The 20,329-nt window shown below is 54.5% G+C and carries 16 protein-coding genes and 2 tRNA genes; 7 read left to right on the top strand and 11 right to left on the bottom strand.

Annotated features, from left to right (window positions below; all coding sequences use genetic code 11):
* Positions 1-279 precede the first annotated feature (279 nt).
* A complete protein-coding gene (locus OZX75_RS07170) occupies positions 280-3,411 on the top strand; it encodes a CshA/CshB family fibrillar adhesin-related protein (RefSeq protein WP_277145962.1) in 3,132 nt (1,043 codons plus the stop codon).
* Positions 3,412-3,494: 83 nt separating this feature from the next.
* On the opposite strand, the gene OZX75_RS07165 is transcribed toward OZX75_RS07170, so the two are convergent.
* The 5 genes from OZX75_RS07165 to OZX75_RS07145 all read right to left on the bottom strand — a co-directional run bounded on the left by OZX75_RS07165 (position 3,495) and on the right by OZX75_RS07145 (position 7,431).
* Positions 3,495-3,905 (bottom strand): hypothetical protein, encoded by a 411-nt coding sequence (locus tag OZX75_RS07165; RefSeq protein WP_277145961.1) that lies wholly within the window; start codon positions 3,903-3,905, stop codon positions 3,495-3,497.
* A complete protein-coding gene (gene feoB / locus OZX75_RS07160) occupies positions 3,902-6,472 on the bottom strand; it encodes a ferrous iron transport protein B (protein ID WP_348519486.1) in 2,571 nt (856 codons plus the stop codon). The genes OZX75_RS07165 and feoB overlap by 4 nt, the downstream gene beginning before the upstream one ends.
* 255 nt (positions 6,473-6,727) lie before the next feature.
* Positions 6,728-6,967, bottom strand: coding sequence for a FeoA family protein (locus OZX75_RS07155; RefSeq protein ID WP_277145960.1), 240 nt, complete (start codon positions 6,965-6,967; stop codon positions 6,728-6,730).
* Between the two features lie 259 nt (positions 6,968-7,226).
* Positions 7,227-7,299: transfer RNA gene (locus tag OZX75_RS07150), tRNA-Ala, on the bottom strand.
* A gap of 58 nt (positions 7,300-7,357) precedes the next feature.
* Positions 7,358-7,431 (bottom strand) — tRNA-Ile (locus tag OZX75_RS07145).
* Positions 7,432-7,567: 136 nt separating this feature from the next.
* Here OZX75_RS07145 and OZX75_RS07140 point away from each other — a divergent pair.
* Together OZX75_RS07140 and OZX75_RS07135 are read left to right on the top strand one after the other, a co-directional pair.
* Positions 7,568-8,164, top strand: a complete 597-nt coding sequence (locus OZX75_RS07140; RefSeq protein WP_277145959.1) for a M48 family metallopeptidase — start codon at positions 7,568-7,570, stop codon at positions 8,162-8,164.
* Between the two features lie 390 nt (positions 8,165-8,554).
* A complete protein-coding gene (locus OZX75_RS07135; RefSeq protein ID WP_277145958.1) occupies positions 8,555-9,382 on the top strand; it encodes an SDR family oxidoreductase in 828 nt (275 codons plus the stop codon).
* Between the two features lie 146 nt (positions 9,383-9,528).
* Here the strand turns inward: OZX75_RS07135 and OZX75_RS07130 are convergent, their stop codons facing one another.
* A complete protein-coding gene (locus OZX75_RS07130; RefSeq protein ID WP_277145957.1) occupies positions 9,529-10,026 on the bottom strand; it encodes a Dps family protein in 498 nt (165 codons plus the stop codon).
* Positions 10,027-10,327: 301 nt separating this feature from the next.
* Positions 10,328-11,398: a Fic family protein gene (locus OZX75_RS07125; protein ID WP_277145956.1), complete on the bottom strand. Its 1,071-nt coding sequence runs from the start codon at positions 11,396-11,398 to the stop codon at positions 10,328-10,330.
* Positions 11,399-11,547: 149 nt separating this feature from the next.
* Between OZX75_RS07125 and OZX75_RS07120 the strand changes: the two genes are divergently transcribed.
* The gene (locus OZX75_RS07120; protein WP_277145955.1) at positions 11,548-12,078 is read left to right on the top strand and encodes a DUF1643 domain-containing protein; all 531 of its coding nucleotides are present in this window, start codon (positions 11,548-11,550) and stop codon (positions 12,076-12,078) included.
* Between the two features lie 2 nt (positions 12,079-12,080).
* Here OZX75_RS07120 and OZX75_RS07115 read toward each other — a convergent pair whose 3' ends face one another.
* From OZX75_RS07115 to OZX75_RS07100, 4 genes are all read right to left on the bottom strand, one after another.
* Positions 12,081-13,433 carry a hemolysin family protein gene (locus OZX75_RS07115; RefSeq protein WP_277145954.1) on the bottom strand — a complete coding sequence of 451 codons (1,353 nt, stop codon included), beginning with the start codon at positions 13,431-13,433 and terminating at the stop codon, positions 12,081-12,083.
* Between the two features lie 303 nt (positions 13,434-13,736).
* Positions 13,737-14,780 carry an NAD(P)-dependent alcohol dehydrogenase gene (locus OZX75_RS07110; RefSeq protein WP_277145953.1) on the bottom strand — a complete coding sequence of 348 codons (1,044 nt, stop codon included), beginning with the start codon at positions 14,778-14,780 and terminating at the stop codon, positions 13,737-13,739.
* Positions 14,781-14,945: 165 nt separating this feature from the next.
* Positions 14,946-15,767 (bottom strand): histidine phosphatase family protein, encoded by an 822-nt coding sequence (locus OZX75_RS07105; protein ID WP_277145952.1) that lies wholly within the window; start codon positions 15,765-15,767, stop codon positions 14,946-14,948.
* Between the two features lie 183 nt (positions 15,768-15,950).
* Positions 15,951-16,937 carry a LacI family DNA-binding transcriptional regulator gene (locus tag OZX75_RS07100; RefSeq protein WP_277145951.1) on the bottom strand — a complete coding sequence of 329 codons (987 nt, stop codon included), beginning with the start codon at positions 16,935-16,937 and terminating at the stop codon, positions 15,951-15,953.
* 243 nt (positions 16,938-17,180) lie between these two features.
* Between OZX75_RS07100 and OZX75_RS07095 the strand changes: the two genes are divergently transcribed.
* The 3 genes from OZX75_RS07095 to OZX75_RS07085 all read left to right on the top strand — a co-directional run bounded on the left by OZX75_RS07095 (position 17,181) and on the right by OZX75_RS07085 (position 20,282).
* Complete coding sequence (locus tag OZX75_RS07095; protein WP_277145950.1) at positions 17,181-18,443, top strand: ABC transporter substrate-binding protein; 1,263 nt, start codon at positions 17,181-17,183, stop codon at positions 18,441-18,443.
* 112 nt (positions 18,444-18,555) lie between these two features.
* Positions 18,556-19,368 carry a carbohydrate ABC transporter permease gene (locus tag OZX75_RS07090; RefSeq protein WP_277145949.1) on the top strand — a complete coding sequence of 271 codons (813 nt, stop codon included), beginning with the start codon at positions 18,556-18,558 and terminating at the stop codon, positions 19,366-19,368.
* Entirely contained in the window at positions 19,368-20,282 is a 915-nt protein-coding gene (locus OZX75_RS07085; protein ID WP_277145948.1) for a carbohydrate ABC transporter permease, read from the top strand. Before OZX75_RS07090 ends, OZX75_RS07085 begins: the two co-directional genes overlap by 1 nt.
* Positions 20,283-20,329 lie beyond the last annotated feature (47 nt).

Here is a 20,329-nt window from a genome sequence, read left to right as displayed (position 1 = left end):
CGTGAATGATATTGCGACAATGACGACGTTTTATCGCCATTATTATGCAATATTTATGAATAAACGTATTTTCTGTACAAAAGATAACCGTATGGCTTCTCCCCTCGCGTAAATGACAAATTACTGTATTTCTTGTGAGAAGGTAGTTAAGAATGAGGAAAAATATCATCAGATAGCATTTCTTTTTCGTGCACATCTGAGACGGGGGACGAAGAAGTGTCGAAATATCAACAAAAGCGTGGTACGGCAAGCGGGAAAGCAAAGCGGGAGCATAGTCCATTGCGTAAGATCGCGGCGATTGCCGCTACGGCCGCCATGGCACTGACAGGACTGGTGGTGGCGGTCCAGCCGGCAAACGCGGTTTCGGCGACCGGCGGCAACGGACGTATGCTCTCCAACATCAATTGGGTCGAGTGGGGCAGCGCCGGTGAAAGGATTACCGGCAAGAAGGTCACGTGGACCACGCCGATCGAGATAGGGAGCGGCCATTGGCTTTCGACGCGTTGCTCGCTGGAACCGTCAAATGGCGTCGATACCGCGCTTTCGGACAAATTGCCGATTCAGGCCTATAGAACGGGCGTGTACAGCGGCGACGCTTTGGCCCAAATGTATTACAAAGGTGGTTCCGGAAACGAAAACCAGCTGACGGCCGGCCTCGCCAATGTCAACAATCGTGAGACCGTGACCTTCGATTTCGGTTGTGCCGCTTATCTGATTCCTTCGTCCGGCAACCCGTCGGCCACGCTCAACGACGGCACCAATACCAGCGCTTTCGCTTCCGTGCCTCTGCAAGGTCTGGTGTTCGCCGACGCGGAATCCAACAACTGGACGCGTCATCAGCAGGAATACATCAAGGCCACGCCGATAGAAGGCAATCCGACCTGGCGTCTGCTTGACAGCTACCGCACGCCCGGATGCCGCACGAACTCCATCGCCGAGCTCAAGGATCGCACGCTGCGCTTCCGCTCCGACGGCCCGCAATGCTCCAATCACGGCGGTACCGGGCCTTCGTCGGCCATGTTCCTGCAAGGTTCCACCGGCGCTCGGGTGACGTTCAGAGGCGGCGGCGAGACTGCTGTGGCTCTTGGCACCATCGTCGCCTCCGATTTCGGGGATGCGCCGCAAAGCTACGGGGCCGCGGGCTCGCTCTTCCAGCCGCAGTGGCATGGCGGCGCGTTGGGCTCCGATATCGCCGGTACCACGTATAGCGAAAAGGACCCCATCGATCCCGATTCCTCCATGGTCGGAGCCCAGTCCTTCAACCTCTCTCAGGCTCGCGATGCCGCCACGGCATCTGCCGACTCGAATACCGTTGCGAATTTCGCGCAGCCACAGCCGCGACTGGGCAGCCGCGAGGATTCCGAAGCCGAACCGCACTTCAGCTCGGGAGCCAATTGGGATGATGCTCACGGCGATGTCGGCTCTGATGGCAAGGTCATCAACGACGAGGACGGCGTCACGCTTCCCGCCGATACCAAGGCCATCAATGTGACCCCCGATCCGTCCGGCCGGTATTCGCTGGCCGTTCGCTGCAGCGGAACGGGGGACGTACGCGGGTGGATCGACTGGAACCACAACGGCAAGTTCGACGAGGCTCAGGCCAGCGCCGGCACGGACAGGAATGCCGAGGCGAGCGATCAGGTGGCCTGCGCCGCCGGTGGCGCGACCCTTCACTGGCAGGTTCCCGACGATGCCCAGAATCAGATTTCGGCCAGCGGCAATCCCTCGTATCTGCGTCTTCGCATCACCAGCAGTACGGGTTCGGCCATGTCTCCGACCGGATTGGCGAGCGGTTCCGGAGAAGTCGAGGATTACCGGGCAGATGTGCACGTGCCCACCTTGAGCGTGCTGACCAACATCGTCGGCGGGCGCAAGAATCCTGCCGACCAGTTCACGATGAACGCCCAAGCCGTATCGCCCAGCACGCAGGATCTGAGCGTGACCACCAGTGGATCCGAAAACGGTATTCAGGCCGCGCAGATCGGTCCACGAAGCGTCGCACCGCGCAGCGAATACCGGATATCGTCGGCGCTCGCTTCCGGTTCGCCTACGCCTTCCGGTGACTATGCCCAGACCGTCAAGTGCGTCGATGCCAATAATGGCAATGCTCCCGTGGCTTTGGACGGCAACGGCAAGCTGGCGATACCCGACAATTACGACGCCAATGTGCAGTGCACCTACCGTGAGAAGGCGTTCCCCAACCCGACGCTGACGCTGGTCACCGTGGTCCATAACCGGCATGGCGGCACCAAGACGCCGGGTGACTTCACCTTCACCGCTGCCGACAGCGACGGCGATCCGGCGCACGTCTATCATTTCCGGAACACGGCAGGCGGAGATTCGCATGTCGTGTTTGACGGCGATTACAACGTCACCGGATCGGCCATTCCCGACGGGTATAAGCAGGACGGGCCGATTACCTACGTCAACGACGACACCGGGGCCACCGTGCCGATGGTCGATGGCAGGCCGCAATTCACGGTCCGTGAGCATATCATCGGCACGCGCGTGGTGGAGGATCTGCCGGGCAACCTGACGCTCAAGACCGTGGTTGACAACAGCAACGGCGGCAGCGCCAAACCCGGCGATTTCAACTTCTCCGTGACCGCGGACGGCGGGGATCGCAGCGATACCACGCCGTTTGCGCAGGGTGAGAGTCGCAGCGTCAACGCCGGCAAATACACGGTTGAGGGGTCTGACCTGCCAGTCGCTTATGAGCAGGTCGGCGATATCGTCTATACCGACGTCACTGCCAACAGGCCGTTGACTCCCGCCAACGCGCAAATCGCCATTGCCAACGGACATGCGGTCGTCGGCGTGCGTACCGTGCGTTCCAAGCCCGCAACCATCAAGGTGATCACACACGTCGACGGGAATGGTAATGGTTCCGGGAACGGCAATGGGTCCAGCAACGGATCTGGCAACAGTAGCGTAACCCCTGCCGATTTCCCGGTGAGGCTGGTTCCGTCGTCCGCTGACGGCGGTTCGGACATCGCTCTGCCCGACAACGTCGATCGCAGTGTGAAAGCCGGTAACTACAAGATCGCTACCGACATGTCGCGCGAGCCGGATTATCAAGTGACGAAAGCCATGAGCTGCATCATCAACGACTCTGAGGATGTTTCGCTCGACACGGGCAAGCTCGATCTTCCCAACGACCAAAGCGTGGTCTGCGAGCAGACCGTGGCCCCGCGTCCCAAGCCGGTTCAGCCGACCGGGCCGACCGGGCCGACCGGACCAAGCGGACCTGCGCAGCCTTCGCAGCCTGCAGAACCGAACGCGAATCCGCAACCCAAGCGTGCCATACCCGCGACGGGTTCCGACGTCGCCGCTATCGTTGCACTCGCCATCGTCACGCTGCTCGCCGGCTTCGCGTTGTCCGCTGCAATCAAGCGGTATGGCCGTCGGTAACGGGGTGTCATGCTGGTAACGGCAGAACGCGCTGAACACGAAATCGGGATGGTAGGAATTCAAGTGTTCTTACTATCCCGCTTTTATTTGTGCAACTTTGCTTTGAGCCGGCCGAAGAGGGATTGGCGACGGCGGATGGCGGCAGGGAGAATCGGACAGCCGGCGCAGACCAGTGATTTCGGGTCGGGGTTACAGCCGTCGCCCGTTGTGGAGTTGCAGGAACGCAGGTCGTAGATATCGAGGCGGCCGGCACAGCGCTCGCGTTCGATCGCCAGGTTCACGAAGTCAAGCGGCAGGCCCAGCTTGTCCGCCACCATACGCGGTGTGCGGCCGTGAGTGAGTTCGTCGACGATTTGCTTGGTAATCGGTGTCGAATAGGCTGGCCGGCTGGTGGAGATGCTTTTCGCGTTTGCTGTTTTTGCGTCACGAGGCTCCGCAATGAATGAATCCGTGGGTTTTGCGGTCTTACGGAACCCCGACGGCGTCGCGCTCATAATAATCGCCCGACTTGGAAGACGATAATGGCAAGAATATAGGCCACTATCAGGCCTGTCGCCACCGATTGCAGCGCGGTTTTCATTCCATATTGCCGTTTCATTTCGGCCACTGTCGCCAAGCAAGGGGTATAAGCGAGGATGAAGATCATGAAGGCTGCGGCCGCGGCGTTGGGGTGCCCGTCGCTGGACTTCTCAAAGCTCTCGTGCACGGCCTGGCCGAGACTCCCCTGGCCCTGTGCCTGCTCGGATTGATCGCCGGAATCATTGATGGCATAGCTCTGCGAAAGCGAGCCGACCACGACCTCCTTGGCCACGAAGCCGGTGACCAGCGCCGAGGCCGCATGCCAATCGTCGAAACCGGCCGGCTTGAAGATAGGCGCGATGGCCGATGAAGCCGCGCCGAATACGGAATTCTCCACCCTGTCGACGTGGCCGAAGGTGTTGGGATTGGCTGCGCCGGCCGCTCCCGCCGAGACGGGAATGGCCGAGAGAATCCACACGACGATGAGCATCGAGACGATGACGGAGCTCGCGCCGGTGATGAACGACCAAAGGCGCTGCAGCACCGACTTCAGCAGTTGCAGCAGCCGTGGCATCTGGTAGGGCGGTAGTTCCATGGCGAACGGCTGAGTTTTGAGGTCCCTGAACTGCGTCTTGCGCAACGCAAAGCCGACTGCGAGGATAATGGCGATGGAGCTGACGTACATCAGGAAAATGGCCAATCCTGCGAACTTGCCGAAAAATGCGTAGGCGAGCACGACGTAGACGCTCAGTCGCGCGGAGCAGGACGTGAAGGGAATCAGCAGGCCGGTTAGGAGACGTTGCCGCGAGTCCGGCAGCGTGCGCGTTGAGGCCAACGCGGGCAGGTTGCAGCCGAAGCCGACCACCAACGGCAGAAAGGCGCGGCCGTCGAGGCCGACCATGCGCATCGCACGGTCCATTACGAACGCCGCGCGCGCCAGATAGCCCGAATCCTCGAGCAGAGAGAGGATGATGAACATGATGCCCATCGGCGGGATGAACGTGCACACTGTGATCGCGCCGTTCAGGAACCCGTCGACCACCAGCGAATAGAGCCAGCCGTCGAGCGCTCCCTTGCCGGCGATGGCGGTGAAGATCCAGGCGATGCCGTCGGTGCACCAGCCGCGCAGCGTGACGTCGAACCAGTCCTGCAGCGGGCCGGCGAGCGTGGTGGTCGCTTCGAAGACGAGGAACATGGTCACCAGGAAAACGACGATGCCGATGGCCGGGTGCAGCAGCACGCGGTCAAGCTTGTCGGATGGTGTCTCGCGGTTCGCTGCGGCCGCCGCGCCCTTGGGCAGGTTTTTGTTGATTTCCCGCAGCTTGGCCGCGATCCACTCGAAGCGTTCGTCGGAAGTTGCGCGCACCCACTGTGAGACTTCCTCCTGCGTGGCGCTCGCTGTCGGCGCCGGGATGCTGGTGACCGGCGTCGGCGTCAGCTGCACGTGAATCTCGCGGGAAACATCTGCTCCGCCATCGTCCAAAGAGGGTGTCGCATTTTCCGCTTTGGCGAGTGTGGCTTCTACGACTTCTGAAGCTTTATGCGCAGCCTCGATTACCGTTTGTTTGGCCGCTTTTGTCGCGGTTTGTCGTGTGGTTTCGTCGGTTTCAGCATCCGGCTGAGAGGCGTTTATGGCATTGTCTGGTTTCTCTGCCGCATGCCTCTGCTCTGCTGCTGCTTTGATTTCGGTCAAGGTCGCCGATATGGTGTCTAATAATTCGGCCTTGCCAACGCCCGTGCGACCGTCGACGCGGACCATCGGGATGCCGTCAAGTGTGCGCTTGAGCCGCTGTAAGGTGATTGGTGAATCCTGCTTTTCCGCCAGGTCGAGCATGGTCACGGCGATGATGATGGGGAATCCCAGATCCATCAGCTGACTCAAAAGGTAATACGATTTTGAGGGTGAGGTCGCGTTGAACGTAAAGACGATGACATCGGGCTTCGCATAGCTGCGACGGCCCATCGCCGCCTCCCCCGCGACCTGCTCGTCGGGACTGTAGGCGTCGAGCGAAGTGGTGCCCGGGGTATCGATGAAGTCCCAGCGCTCGTGCTTGCCGGTGGCGGCGTCGCTGCGTTCCAAGCTGCCGGATTCCACCAAAACCGTGGTTCCCGGCGCGTTCATCACCGTCGCGCTGGCGCCGAGTACCGCGTTGAACAGCGTTGATTTGCCGACGTTCGGGTTGCCGACGAAGACGATGCGCGGGTTGGCGTGTGCAGGTTTGCCGGTGCCGCCGTGCATGCCCGTCATGCTCATACCGGCCATATCGTCGGTGCCGTCGCCGTGATGCTGGTGGCTGTGGTTGTGGCTGTGGCCGTGACGTTGCGGCAACAACACCGCAAGCCCGCGCCGATGATGATGCCCGCCGTGGCCGCCATGCCCGCCGTCATCAGTAAATCTATCGATACCATGCCCGCCGTGTTCCGCGTAATTCTCGCCTTTGCTTGCAACGTCGTTGGCACCATGCCCGCCTTCGGGCCCGCTGACGGATCCACCTGAACCGCAGCAATCCGCCGGTTCCGGCATCAGATCCGGGTCGTTCAAATGGTTTGTGTCACTGAGATTATTCGCATTGTTGGTTCTGACGGTGCTGCTGGAAGCGTTTGCTTCGTTGCGGCTATTGTGTTTTTTAATTTGCCCGGTATTGTCGAAACTGTTCATATCGTTGTGGCTATTGCGCCTGTCGCATTCGTTGCCGGGTGCTATTGCTTCGTTGCCAAGGTTTTCCGCGGGTGATGTGGCCGTAGTCGTCTTGTCCATATTCGCCCGCCAAATTTCGCCGATAATTACTACTTAATACTATAAACGTTGCGTTCGAGGGGACACGAAAATATGACGCGCGGTGGCCCCGTCGATCGCGATGCGTTCGCCGCCGTGCGCGACCACGCAACCGCCGAACATCGCCTTCTGGATCACGCGAATCGGCTCGTGCAAGCGGAACCCGAGCTCGCCCAGCCTAAAGCGGCTGCGGGCCTCGAAATCCATCCTGCATATCTCCACCTCGACCCCGAGCGGGCAGGTTCGCAACGTTTCAGCCATACATTGGACCTTAGTTCATTACCCGCGCCGAGTAAAGGTTTTTCGCGAAAATCTCAATATTTATTGACATCAGGAACAGAAAGTTAAGAAATCATTAGTAGCGGCTATGTTATGAGATTCAGTAGAAGTATTCCATATTATTCCAAAATGCTCTTTGATTTGGCATAATACGGAATAATTGAGAATAAAAAGTGGGAATAACGGTTCAGCGTATTAGCCAATATTTTCCTTTTAAACTATTAGCTATATCAATCTGAAGTGGAGCTAGCCGGGTTCGAACCGGCGACCCTCTGCTTGCAAAGCAGATGCGCTACCAGCTGCGCCATAGCCCCAGAAACACAACGATTCTCACTGTTAATCTTGTTTGGATTGAAAAGCAGGAATCTTGCGTGGGCCCGGGAGGACTTGAACCTCCGACCTCATCCTTATCAGGGATGCGCTCTAACCAGCTGAGCTACGGGCCCAATCAGCACGTCTTGAGACGTACAAAGAGATAGTTTACCATCTGAGTGCCGATAGTCAACCCGGCAGCGTTGCGTGTCGTGAACATTTGTTGAAGATATAAAGATTCCGGTCAATCGCACGCGAGACAATGCGGGTATGCCTTATCGACGCCGCCAGAAAGCCAAAACCGTTTCGCGCACCGTGCTGCGTGTCGATGACATGGACGTCAGCGTGACCCGCAAAACCATGCGCAATATGTATCTGCGGATCAAGCCGCCGGCCGGCACGATCGAGGTAAGCGCTCCGGCGAGAATGAGCGACGTGAAAATTGCGGCGTTCGTGCGGGAACGCCGGGACTGGATCGAACGGCAAAGAAAAGCAATAGCCGAGAAAGCTGTGTCCCCCTCTTTTGAATGGACGGACGAGCGGAAGCGCGCGGCGAAAGCCAATATCGACGCGCAATTGCCCGTGCTGCTTCGGCGCTGGGAGCCGGTGATCGGGCGCAAGCCGACGCATATCACCCTGCGGCTGATGACTTCGCGCTGGGGATCCTGCACCCCTGCGACCGGTCGGATTCGGCTCAATCTGCAGCTTGGGCTGATGGATCCGCGCTTTCTTGAGTACGTTTTGGTCCATGAAATGACGCATCTGTGGGCAAACGGACACGGTGTCGAATTTCAGCGGCGGATGGATGTCTACCTGCCGAATTGGCGGGCTTTGCGGCGCGATCTGAACCGCGAAATGGTGTGGTGATTGGAGCTGATACGTACTCATGCGTGGTGGCCGGGAGCAACTGCTTGGAATTCATGTGATATATCTTTTAGCGGCCGCGCGTTTAGCGTGAGTCCTGATGTGCGTAAAGGCGATTCCGGATGCCGTGGTTGTGCGTCTGACGTTATGTTCTCGGGAATTGAATTTGACGTGTCCTGTGACGGCAACGTTGGTATTGAAACGCGAATTCATGGGCCATGTACATCGTTGACATTGAGCATTTCGAATTCTCGTAATATTTGTGCATTTTTATGGGCCTTGCTGAGGGCCAAGCGACGTATTTTGCGGTAGCGTTGATAGTGAAATATGGCCGCCTCGGCGACGCGGCGACATGGCATATGGCGGCTCGGAAGGGCAGCGAGGAGGTTCTCAATGGTGGGAACGTTGGCCGGCAATACGGCGGAAAACGAAGGAAAATCCGAGATTCGGCTTGGAAACACCGTCACGTCAAAGCGGGCGGTGGTGACGGGCGCATCCAGCGGCATCGGGCGTGCGACCGCGCTGCAACTTGCTTCGGCCGGTTGGAAGGTTGTGGCGCTCGCGCGTAGGCGTGACAAGCTCATCGAGCTTTCCGACCAGCTTGGTGACGCCTGCGAATACGTGGTGTGTGACGTGACCAACGAAGTCTCGACGCAAGCCGCGGTCACGAGGATTTTGCGCGGCGGGCCGGTGAAGGCGCTGGTCAACTGTGCCGGCGGCGCCATCGGGCAGGATCCGATCGAGGAATGCAGCGTCGAGGATTGGCGCAAAATGTATGACGTCAATGTGCTCGGCACGCTGCGCATCACCCAGAAACTGCTGCCGGCGCTCAAGGCGGCTCCTGGCGGCGGCACGGTCGTCGTCGTTTCCTCGACGGCAGGCATCGAGCCTTACGAAGGCGGCGGCGGATATTGCGGCGTGAAGTCGGCCGAGCGCGTGCTGGCTCAGACGTTGCGCTTCGAGCAGGTTGGCCAGCCGCTGCGCGTCATCGACGTCTCCCCCGGCATGGTCGAGACCGAGGAGTTCTCGCTCAATCGCTTCCACGGCGACCAGGCCAAGGCCGACGCGGTCTACGCTGGGGTGCCGAGTCCGCTGACCGGCGACGACATCGCCGAGTGCATCGAGTGGGCACTTGACCTGCCCGACAGCGTGGATATCGATTCGATTGTGGTGCGCCCGCGCGCCCAGGCTTCCGCCCAACGCGTCTATCGCGAGAGCTGAAACGAGATTTGATAGTTGACATAAAAGTGCGCCGCCACCCATATTGGAATGGATGACGGCGCGCTTATTGGTTATTGGAGTTCGCCAGGTTTCATGCGAATGCGGTGATGCGCTCATCGCGGAACGAAACCGAACAGCCCCAAAGCTCAGGCGTGCGGGGTCTCTTCGATCAGGTGGCTGTTCATGAACCAGTTGAAGTGTTCGAGTTCCTGCACATGGTCCTGCATGATGTTGGAGCTGATGACGTCGATCGGATCGAGCTCCTCGTAGGCCTTGCGCTCGGCGATAATGAAGTCGCTGTAGTAGTCGACCAGTGCCTTCAGATAATCCTGGGTGTTCTGGCGGCCCATGAGCTTGAATTCGCTCCAGGTGCGGTTGCTGATGATGGACTCCGGGGTGCCTTCGGCGCTGCCGCCGAGGGTGGCGATGCGTTCCGCGGTCTCGTCGGCCATGTTGCGCACGGCGTCAACCTCGGGGTCGATCATTTCGTGCACGCCGATGAAGCTCGGGCCCGCGACGTTCCAGTGCGCGTGCTTCAAGATCAGCGAGGCCTCTTCCTCCTGCGCCAAACGGTTCTGCAGGATCGAGACGACCTTGTCGGATGCTGCCTGATCGATGCCAGGGCTCAAAAATTCATCTGCCATAATTGTTTCCTTTCGTTGGGGACAATTGCTGGTTTCCATTCTAGCCATTTATGATATTGGACACAGAAATTCATCAGTAGCCCAATATCGCCAAAAGGCTTGAAATATCGGGCTTTTTGCGCTATGTGTGAGATAAGTCTCATCGTCGTATATCGGCAACATTTGCGCCACCTGCAACGTTTGATTTTTAGGCGGCATGGGTCTACGAGGAGCAGGGGCGAATCGTGTTAGCCAGATAGTGCTTGGATGTCGTTTTCTGGTTGTCTACGCGGCATCTTCGATTGAGCTGAGTCCGACGTTTTTATTGAAGATGCAGGCTCACGTATCTGGTGGATCGGCCGGAGCCGAGTTTTTGGATTCGACCTTCGTCGAGCAGGGTTTTCAGTGTGCGTTCGATGGTCGAAGTGCTGATGTCAGGAAGCGTTTGCTTGATGTCGGCTTTGGAGAGCGGGCTGAGGCTTTGGCCGAGAATGTCGGTGATGCGCTGCTTTTTGGTTACGGGATGGTGTGGCGAAACTGAAGTGCTTACGATTGCGGCTCGTTCATCGAACTGGCGGTAGGCGACCAAAATGACGCCAAGCAGATAGTTGACGAACGGTGCGTAATCATTGGTGTTTTCGTTCCAGCCGATGGTGCTCGCCGCCAGCGCTTCGTAATAGGTGTTGCGGCTTTGCTCAATGAGGTGTTCGATGCTGATATATTTTCCGATTTCGTAACCAGAACGATAGAGCAGAAGCAGTGTCAGCAGTCGGCTCATACGGCCGTTGCCGTCATTGAACGGGTGGATGCAGGTGAAATCGAAAACGAACATGCATGTCAGCAATAAGGAATCAACGTTGCCGGATTCGCTTGCTTTGCAATAATCGTCGCAAGCCGCTGCAATGAGATCAGGCGTCTGAAGCGATGATGGTGGCGTGAACCTCACTCTTGCGTGTCCGTTGCCATCGGATTCGACGATCATATTGTCGGTGTCTTTCCAGTGGCCAGCGAACACAAGTGGTGTATGCCGGAAGAGGTCGCGGTGCAGTTGCAGGATAACGTTCGGTTTCAGCGGTATGTACGCATAGTTTTCGTGGATCGTATTGAGCACATCGCGATAGCCTGCGATTTCTTCCTCGTCACGGTTTCGAGGTGCCACTTTTTCGCTGACAATGCCGGCCAGACGCTTGTTGGTGGTTGAGATTCCTTCGATGCGGTTCGATGCGTCGGTGCTTTGGATACGGGCAACGTTGACGAGTGGTTTGGCGAGGTCCGGGCTGATTTGCAGCTGGGTATTCTGACGCCCTTTGGCTTCGTGAATCGCATTGAGCAGATTCACGGTCTGCGGCGTCAGCAGATTGCGCCCGGATTCCTCATAGTCAAAAGTACGCATGTTATCTGCACCATTTTCTGCATCATTAGTAAGTTTTCTGCATCATATTATACCAAGCTGATGCAGATAAATGTTGGTTGAGGTAGAAAAAGTAGAATTATTCTGATTATTTACTTATTTTTAAGATTATGAATTGATTGGAGTCAGTGATGACAAAGATAATCGGTACAGCTGGATTCGGAGATGAAGTGTATAGGTATCGTTATTCGCTCACTAGAACGTGGAACGATTCTCTCCCCAAAGCTGCGTTTATTCTTTTAAATCCGTCAACTGCAGATGCAGAAAAGGACGATCCGACGGTTGAATGCTGTATAAAATATGCCCAACAATGGGAAGCTGAAAAATCAGGCGGGATTATCATTCTGAATCTGTTCGCCTTCACAACTTCAGATCCTGAAGAACTAGCTGCCTTTGGATATCCTGTTGGCCCACAAAATGATTATCAATTCCGTATGCTTGGAGCTGCATACCGAGACAGGTTGGTTAACCATATTGTCGTAGGTTGGGGAGGCAATCGGCCAAAAGAGAGAATTCGCAAAGTTATTCAGTTGCTCGGCAATGTAAAAATTGAATGTTTGACAGAAAACGTTGATGGAAGCCCTCGACATCCACATGCTCGTCAATACCAAGTTCCTTATGGCCAGAAGCTGGAACCTTGGAATATCGCCGATATGGAATAGCGTTATTTGTTATCTTCGCCTGAGTCTGCGCCATCTACCGAGCTTTTCCTCACCTCTAGCGTTTCGATGCGGCGGCCGTCGACCTTCGTGACCACCATGTCGTAGCCGTCGTCGGAGTGCAGGGTCTCGCCTACTTCGCCCATGCGGCCGGTGTGCGCGAGGAAGTAGCCGGCGACCGTTTCGTAGGGGCCGTCTTCCAGCTCGATACCGGTGAGGTCGGCGAAGTCCTCGATGGTCATACCGCCGTCGACCGTGGCCACGCCGTCCACGAACGCCGATTCGCCGTTGCGCCCGTCTCCGACGCCGGCACCCGTGCCGCTGCCGTTCTTGTCGTCAGGTAGGTCGTATTCGTCGCGGATGTCGCCGATCAGCTCCTCGGTCATGTCTTCAAGGGTGACGATGCCGTCGGTGCCGCCGTATTCGTCGATGACGACGGCCAGATGAATCCCGCGTTTGCGCAGCAAGGCCAGGCTCGGCAGGATTTTCGAGGTGCCGGGCAGCGAAATGCCTTCGCGGGTGACGTCGGCAACGGTTTTGGCGTTCGGATCGCGCACGTCGAGCAGGTCGCGGACGTGAACGAAACCAATTACGTCATCGAAGTCGCGCCCGGTGACCGGGTAGCGGGAATATGGCATATCGCGCACGTATTTCGCGGCTTCCTCGATCGGCTGCGAACCCTCCAAAAAGACCACATCGGCACGAGGCCGCATCACTTCCGCCACAATGGTTTCCGAGGCGTCGAACACGTCGTCCAGGATGGTGCGTTCGTCCTTGCTCAGGTTGGAGTTGGAATTGACCAGCACGCGCAGTTCCTTGTCGCTGACCTCGCTTTCGGTCTGGCTCGGGTCGAAGCCCATGAGCCGGACGATGCCGTTGGTGCTTTTGGCGATGGCCCAGATGATCGGGCGGCAGATTTTGGCGAACACGTCGATGGCAGGTACGGCGGCGCGGGCGATCTGCTCGGTGCGCTGCATGGCGATGCGCTTGGGGACCATCTCGGCGATGATGATGTCGCAGAACGAGATGATGAGCGTCAGCGCGACCGTAGTGACCGGTTCCGCGATGTGGCGGGCGACGCCCCAGCTTTCGACGACGGGCACGACCCAGGGCGCGATGGCGGATTCGCCGAATGACGCCGAGAAGAAGCCCGAGAGCGTTACGCCGATCTGCACGGTGGAGAGGAACGTGTTCGGGTCCCTGCCGATTCGGGCGACTTTCGCGCCGCGGGCGTCTTCCTGCTCCATTTCGTCGAGCTGCGAGCCGCGCAGGCTCACCAGCGCGAGTTCGGTGCAGGCGAACACCCCGCCGATAACCATAAAGACGAAAACGAAGACGATATCCAGTGCCAATGACATGCCTATCAGTCTAGAAGGTCGGCGGGATACAGTTGAAATGATGCGCGTGAGCTTGGTCCAGTTGTCGAAACCCGGGAATCGTTAGGATGGAGACGGAGCGTATCTTCGAAATCGTGAGGCAGTAGTCGTTCTTGTCGAACACAAAAGGTTGCCGGTTTCCGAAAGCATCCGTTGGGAATATCCATTGGACTTTTAGGGAACCGGCAACCTTTTGCGTTGACGCCCTGGTTTCGTTATTTGTCGCTTTTTGTTGGCTGTGCCATCGCTCCTCGGCACGGGTCGTGGTCGGGTACCGGTGAAGGTTTACTTTTGCGGTACCTGGATCTGGATCTTGACGTCTTCGGGGTGGGCTTCGGCGACGCGGTCGAACGCGTCCTTGGCCTGGTCCATGGGGTAGACCTTGGAGACGAAGGGCTTGAGGTCGATCTTGCCGGCGGAGACGAGGTCGATGGCCTTCTGGTAGACGTTGGCGTAGCGGAACACGTTCTCGATGCGGGTCTCGCGGGCCTGGACCTCGGTGATGTCCATCGGGACGGTGCCTTCGGCGGGGATGCCGACGATTACGGAGGTGTTGCCCGGGGCCCCGAGCTTCCAGAAGTTGTCGTAGGACCTCACGTTGCCGGACGCCTCGAACACGCGGTCGGCGCCCCAGCCGTCGGTCTCGTCCTTGACGCGCTCGAGCAGGTCTTCCTTGGTGATGTCGACGGGGACGATGCCGGGGATCTTGGAGGCGATGTCGAGTTTGACGGCGGAGGTGTCGGAGATCAGGACCTTCGAGCAGCCGCCGGCCAGCGCGCAGGCCGCGGTGAGCATGCCGACGGTGCCGGCCCCGGTGACCACGCCGATGTCGCCGGGCTTGATCGCGGCCTTCGTGGCGGCCCACAGGCCGACGGAGAGCGGTTCGAGCAGCGCCCCTTCCTCGTAGCTCATGTTGTCGGGGAGCTTGTAGGTGAAGGCGGCGGGGTGGATGACCTCGTCGCACAGGCAGCCGTCGACCGGCGGGGTGGCGAAGAAGCGGACGCTCGGGTCGATGTTGTAGAGGCCGAGCTTGGCGGCGCGGGAGTTCATGTCGGGAATGCCAGGCTCCATCGCGATGCGGTCGCCGGGCTTGAACCCCTTGACGCCCGGCCCGACCTCGAGGACGGTTCCGGAGGCCTCGTGCCCGAGGATCATCGGCTTCTCGACGATGTACTTGCCGACGCGCCCGTGCGTGTAGTAGTGGACGTCCGAGCCGCAGATACCCACGCTGTGGGGCGCGATCTTCAGCTCGCCCGGCCCCGGAGCCCCCGCGTCCGCGACCTCGCGCACGTTGATGACACCTTTCTTCTCAAGAACCACAGCCTTCATTATTTCTCCTTTGAATTGATTACTTGTAATGATTTTATTGATTTTGTAGCAAGAGTGATTATTCGTTAAGCTAATAGTAGTATTTTATCCTTTCTGCCACGTGTTAATTATCTCCAAACAGCTTTTGACAGAACGAGATAGTAAAAATGCGGTTTACAATTAGTTTTATAACCCCGGTGACATTTTCGGCATACTAGGATTACGCAATTCGTCAGGTCCGTCATTCCAGTTGCTTAAATCGGCGATTGATGGACCACAGTTAAATGATTTGAGTTCCCAGATAATATTGTTAGAAGTACTGTAATGAGGTGTAATTTTTGACCAGAATGCATTATCCATGTTTGAAATTTTGGAATCGTCAGAGTCCAAATTCAGCATTGCTTCGATGGTGGCTCCAAACAGACTGCCGTGTCCAACGAGCATCAATGTCATCGGTTCTGGATTGGTTATTTCTTCATTTACTAGGTCGATAACGGTGTCCAGACCTCTGCGGCCGACTTCGGTTCGGGGTTCTATACCATGACGCTCTTCATCATGATGTGTACGCCAGCATTTGAGAGCCAAAGGGTCAACTTGATTGACTTCTGCTTCGGTCAGGCCCTCCCATTTCCCGAAATTCTGCTCACGCAGTCCTGGATTAAGCGCGATAGGCAATCCTAGAATATCGCCAAAAGCATGAGCTGTTTGAATCGCACGAAAGAGATCGCTGGAAACGATTCTCATCTTTCGCTTGGCCGCGGGCGCTTGCTTATATTCATCAATCCTGTTGTAACGGATGTCAGACGACTCCGGCTGCGGAAGTTGTTTGCAATTTTGAGCAATATTGCTTACTTTTGCCCAATAATATTGTTGTGCGAGCTCTAATCCTGTTTGATCTACTTGCCACTGGCCGACGATGTCAAGAGGCATATCGACTTGCCCTTGTAGTCGATGGTGAAGATTGTAGGCTGTGCGACCGTGCCTTAGCATGATTATTTCATCAATCATGGTACTCTTCCTTTAAGCTTCATTGCGCAAAATAATTTTTAAAACTACACGTGTAACTATTTTATATAGACTATAGACCTATTGTCAATCAGGCATGTTTGGGAAGTGGCGAATAGACTAATGATTTGCAATTGAGGAATGCCCTATCGTTGTTTGCAATTAAATATGCTTCTGTTCATTCCTTTATCCGTTGCAGCCGCATGATTTACGAATCACAAGTTTTGCTTTGATGAGGTGAAGAGTAGGCTCCTGATCTTCGTCGATTGCTGCCTTAAATGCTAATCGTGCAATTTCTTGTGGATTTTGTTCCATCGTTGTTAATTCGGGATACGTATATTGTGAATCGACGGTACCGTCAAAAGAGATAATCGCCATATCGTTCGGTACGTTGACATGCCGCTCGTGTAAAGCCCGTAAAGCTCCAATCGCGAGAAGATCGGAACCGGCAAATACCGCGGTTGGCCTGTTGGGCAAATCAAGAATACGCATCATGGCTTCATACCCGCCTACACGGGTGAAATCTGTGTATTCGATATGTCCTGTTGGAACGCCACGCTCCATATAAGCTTGGTGCCAGCCTTCGACGCGACCGTCGCTGATGCCGTTGCCGGATTTCCCGATAATTAAGCTTATATTGGTGTGGCCATGATTGAAAAGATGCTCCATTCCTACCAACATGGCTTCCTTGTAGTCTGCAGATATGGTGGTTACGCCATTGATTTTACGATCGACATCGAAAATTATGTTTCTACAGGCTTTGGGTCTAAGCGGAATAAGTTCTATATTTTCGCAAGGTGAAACGAAGAGCGCTTCAACATTTTGTTCGATGAGTTGCTTAATGACCGTATGTTCCCTTTTGGAACTTCCGTGAGAGGTCGCGAATAATATCGAATAGCCATGTTCTGCAGCCAGCATCTCGAGTTCCTCGTAAACACCGGCATTAAAGGGGTTGGTTAGGTCATTGATGATGGCACCGAACGTATTGCTGTTGCCTGTTCGCAACGCACGTGCTATCGGATTTGGTTTATAGTCGAGTTTCTTCGCAGCATCCAAAACTTTCTTGGTGGTTTTTTCTGATACGTGACGAGGTCCGTTGTTAAAGACATAGCTCACTACCGCAGTTGAGACGTTAGCCAGACGCGCTACGTCGTTACGAGTAGCTTTAGACATAGAACCCTCCGTAATTATAGAATCAAGAATCTATTTACTCAGTATAATGAACTACTTCTCCGCATAAAGATATAAGGCAATACGCGATGAGGCAAGTTTTCCAATACAAGAAACCGCTTGAATAATCCGGAAAACAACATGAATTCGAACGATTTGCAAAATAAAATCTACACGTGTAGTATACGAATTGTTGGAGAAGAGCATAGTAGCTCAACTCCTCTCAATGAAATTACAAAAGGAGTAATGATGAAGAAAGTTCGAATTTGTGTCGCTGCACTTTGTGCTGCTATGACAATGACGTCACTTGCGGGATGTGGAGGCAGCAATTCTCAGTCTCAAGGTCCTGTGACGTTGGAATTTATGTCTATGCAGTCCGTTGGCACCACGCAGTTGAAAGCCATACAGCAAGTTTCCAAGGATTTTGAGGCTAAAAATCCCAATGTGAAGATTAAGGTTTTGCCAGGATCGAGCACTAACGAAAATGATATTAAGGTTCGTTTGGCAGGGCATAATCCCCCTGATATGTGGGATACTCACGGATGGTCGCGAGATCGTTATGGCAACTTCTTGGAGCCTCTGCAGAACAGGCCTTGGGCCAAATACATGAAGGCCGAAGGCAAGTCGATCTTTAAGAATTCCAAGGGGCAGTTCTTCACGCTTCCTGTGAATATTCAAGTTTCTGGAATAATGTACAACAAGACGGTTCTTCAAAAAGCGGGCGTGGATCCAAAATCCATAGTTACATGGTCTGATTTTGAAAAAGCTTGTGACAAAATCAGAGATGCTGGTATGACCCCTATTGTTAACAGTGCAAAGGATCCGGGAGCCCCGGGCGACTTGTCGGATTATATTCTTCCTGGACTATACACTCCTGCGCATCTCCAAGGTCTTAAGAAGGGCAATTTTGATATGGATACCTATATCACTTTCGCTCAGATGATTAAGAAATGGGTAGCCGCCAAATATTTCAATGTTGATTACAGTTCCGCCACGGCTGACGACACAGCCCGTTATATGGCGTCTGATCAAGCTGCGTTCCATTTCCGTTCAAACAGTCGTGGACAACTGGTCGAATCATTCAACCCCAAAGTCAAGCTTGGCATGATGCCTGTGCCCGCCAAAGTCGGCAAGCCTTACTTCTCCGTTGGAGAGGAGCTGGCATTCGGTGTCTCCAAAACAAGCAAGCATAAGGAACAAGCCCTGAAGTTCATTGATTTCATGGCGCAGCCGACCGAAATGAGCAAATTGGTCAAAACCAGTATGAACAACTCCGCTTTGAGCAATGTTGATTCTTCGCTTGGCCAGTTCCAGGATACTTACGATTATTGGGTTAAGGATAAGAAGACTAAGTTGATTCCTCTTTTCGATCGTTCATACATGATTGGCATATTCCAGATGCTTACAAAGTCAACCGATGGTCTGATTTCGGGGCAACTGACTCCTCAAGAAGCTGGCGAGCAGGTCAAGACTATGTATAACACCAAGCGTAGCGAGCAAAAGTCCTGAAAGTCTGGGGACGAGCATGAATCACAATAAATCGAAGTCTCAGAGACCTAGAAAGGCTCACAGGTTTCGTGGGTCCGCGATGAATCTCTTTTACCTGCCTGTAGTTGTTCTTATGGTGGTTTTCGTCATTTATCCGCTAATTTCTGGCGTCGGTATCTCATTGATGAACTGGAATGGTTTCGATCCGACTAAACGGTTTGTGGGTTTGTCGAATTATCGACAAATTCTCACTGATCGCAATTTCGGTACGATTCTTGTTAATACTTTTATCTACGGCTTTGTTGGGACCGCAATTCAGCAAGTTCTTGGATTGGGACTTGCCTTATTGCTCAATGCAAAAATACATGGTAGGACGCTTATTCGTGCCATCATTTATTTACCTGCTTTGGTAGCTCCTGTAGTCATGGGTATTATGTATTACTTCATTTTCCAATATCAGCAAGGTGCTCTTAACCAAATTCTTGTTTGGATGGGATTGCCTAAGGTTGCATGGTTCAACAATGCGCATTTTTCTGTGGCGATAGTAGTGATAGTCAATTCGCTTCAGTTTATGGGCGTTTCGATGATTATCTATTTGTCTGGGTTGCAGACGATGGATCAGGAAGTACTTGAAGCAGCTGAGGTAGATGGTGCCTATGGCTGGAAGAAATTCCTGTATGTGCAGTTGCCTCTGCTGGCTCCTGCGTTTACCACCAGCGTCGTGTACAACCTTATAGGCGGACTGAAGATTTATGACATCATCAGGGTGTTGACAGGCGGGGGGCCGGGTTATTCGACTAACTCTCTCTCCACATACATCGGCATTCTCTACTTTGACAATCAGACGGCTGGATATGCTTCTGCAGTCGGCATTGTTCTATTTGTCATTATCGTTTTGGTGACCTATGCGGTGAACAAGGGTCTTGCAAAACTGGAATGGGAGTGATGATGAGAAACAGGGGAACGCAAAGCGCGAAAGCTGTTGAAATCTCTAAGGCGCACCAAACTCACGAGATGCGTGAGACGCAGAGTGAGCATGAAAAGTATAAATTCAGCAAGGGAATGATTTATTTATTCCTTGGCATTGTGGTTATTTGCCAGCTGTTGCCTTTTTACTTAGCGATCACCACTTCTCTAAAGCCATCTGATGATATGTCTTCGGCGCTTATTCCGAGAACGCATGATTTGGCATGGAGTAATTGGAGTATGGCTGTCAATGAGGGAGGCATTCTCAAAGCCGTATTAAATAGCGTTATAGTCACTGGCTGTTCTACGTTATTGGTATGTGTTTTGGGAGGTATGGCTGCCTATCCATTGGCGCGACGTCGTACACGTCTCAACAATTTCATTTCGGCGTTTATTCTTGCCGTGATGATGGTTCCGCCCCTTTCGATTTTGGTGCCGTTATATACCTTCCTGGTGAACATCAACGGTGCTAATACCTATTGGGGTGTCATTGTAGTGCTGACTGCAACTCATATGCCGCTCGCTGTTTTTTTGTATACAGCTTTTATTAGGGCAATACCTTCGGCAATTGATGAGGCGGGTACGATAGATGGCGCGAATCGGTTCCAGGTTTTTTCGCGTTTGATCATGCCGATGCTTAAGCCGGTGACTTCGACTGTCATCATAGTGACAGGATCTCAGTTATGGAATGAATATGCGCTTGCCAATTACATTCTGACTGATCCGTCAAAGCAGACGATAGCGCCACGTGTGGCTTCCTTCTTCTCTGAGAACTCGAATCAGCTCGGCATTGCCGCAGCGGCCGCTTTGATTGCTGCTGTGCCTATGGTCGTGGCATACATGTTCTTGCAGAAATATTTCATTGCAGGAATGATCGCAGGTTCCGTGAAGTAGAAAGATCAAGCTGGAGTATAAGCCGTTATCTGTCTATCTCATAATCA

It is taken from the genome of Bifidobacterium sp. ESL0800 (assembly GCF_029395355.1).
In the GTDB taxonomy this organism is placed as follows: Bacteria; Actinomycetota; Actinomycetes; order Actinomycetales; family Bifidobacteriaceae; genus Bifidobacterium.
Note: the sequence above shows the minus strand (reverse complement) of the source record. Positions and strands in the feature narration are given on the sequence as shown.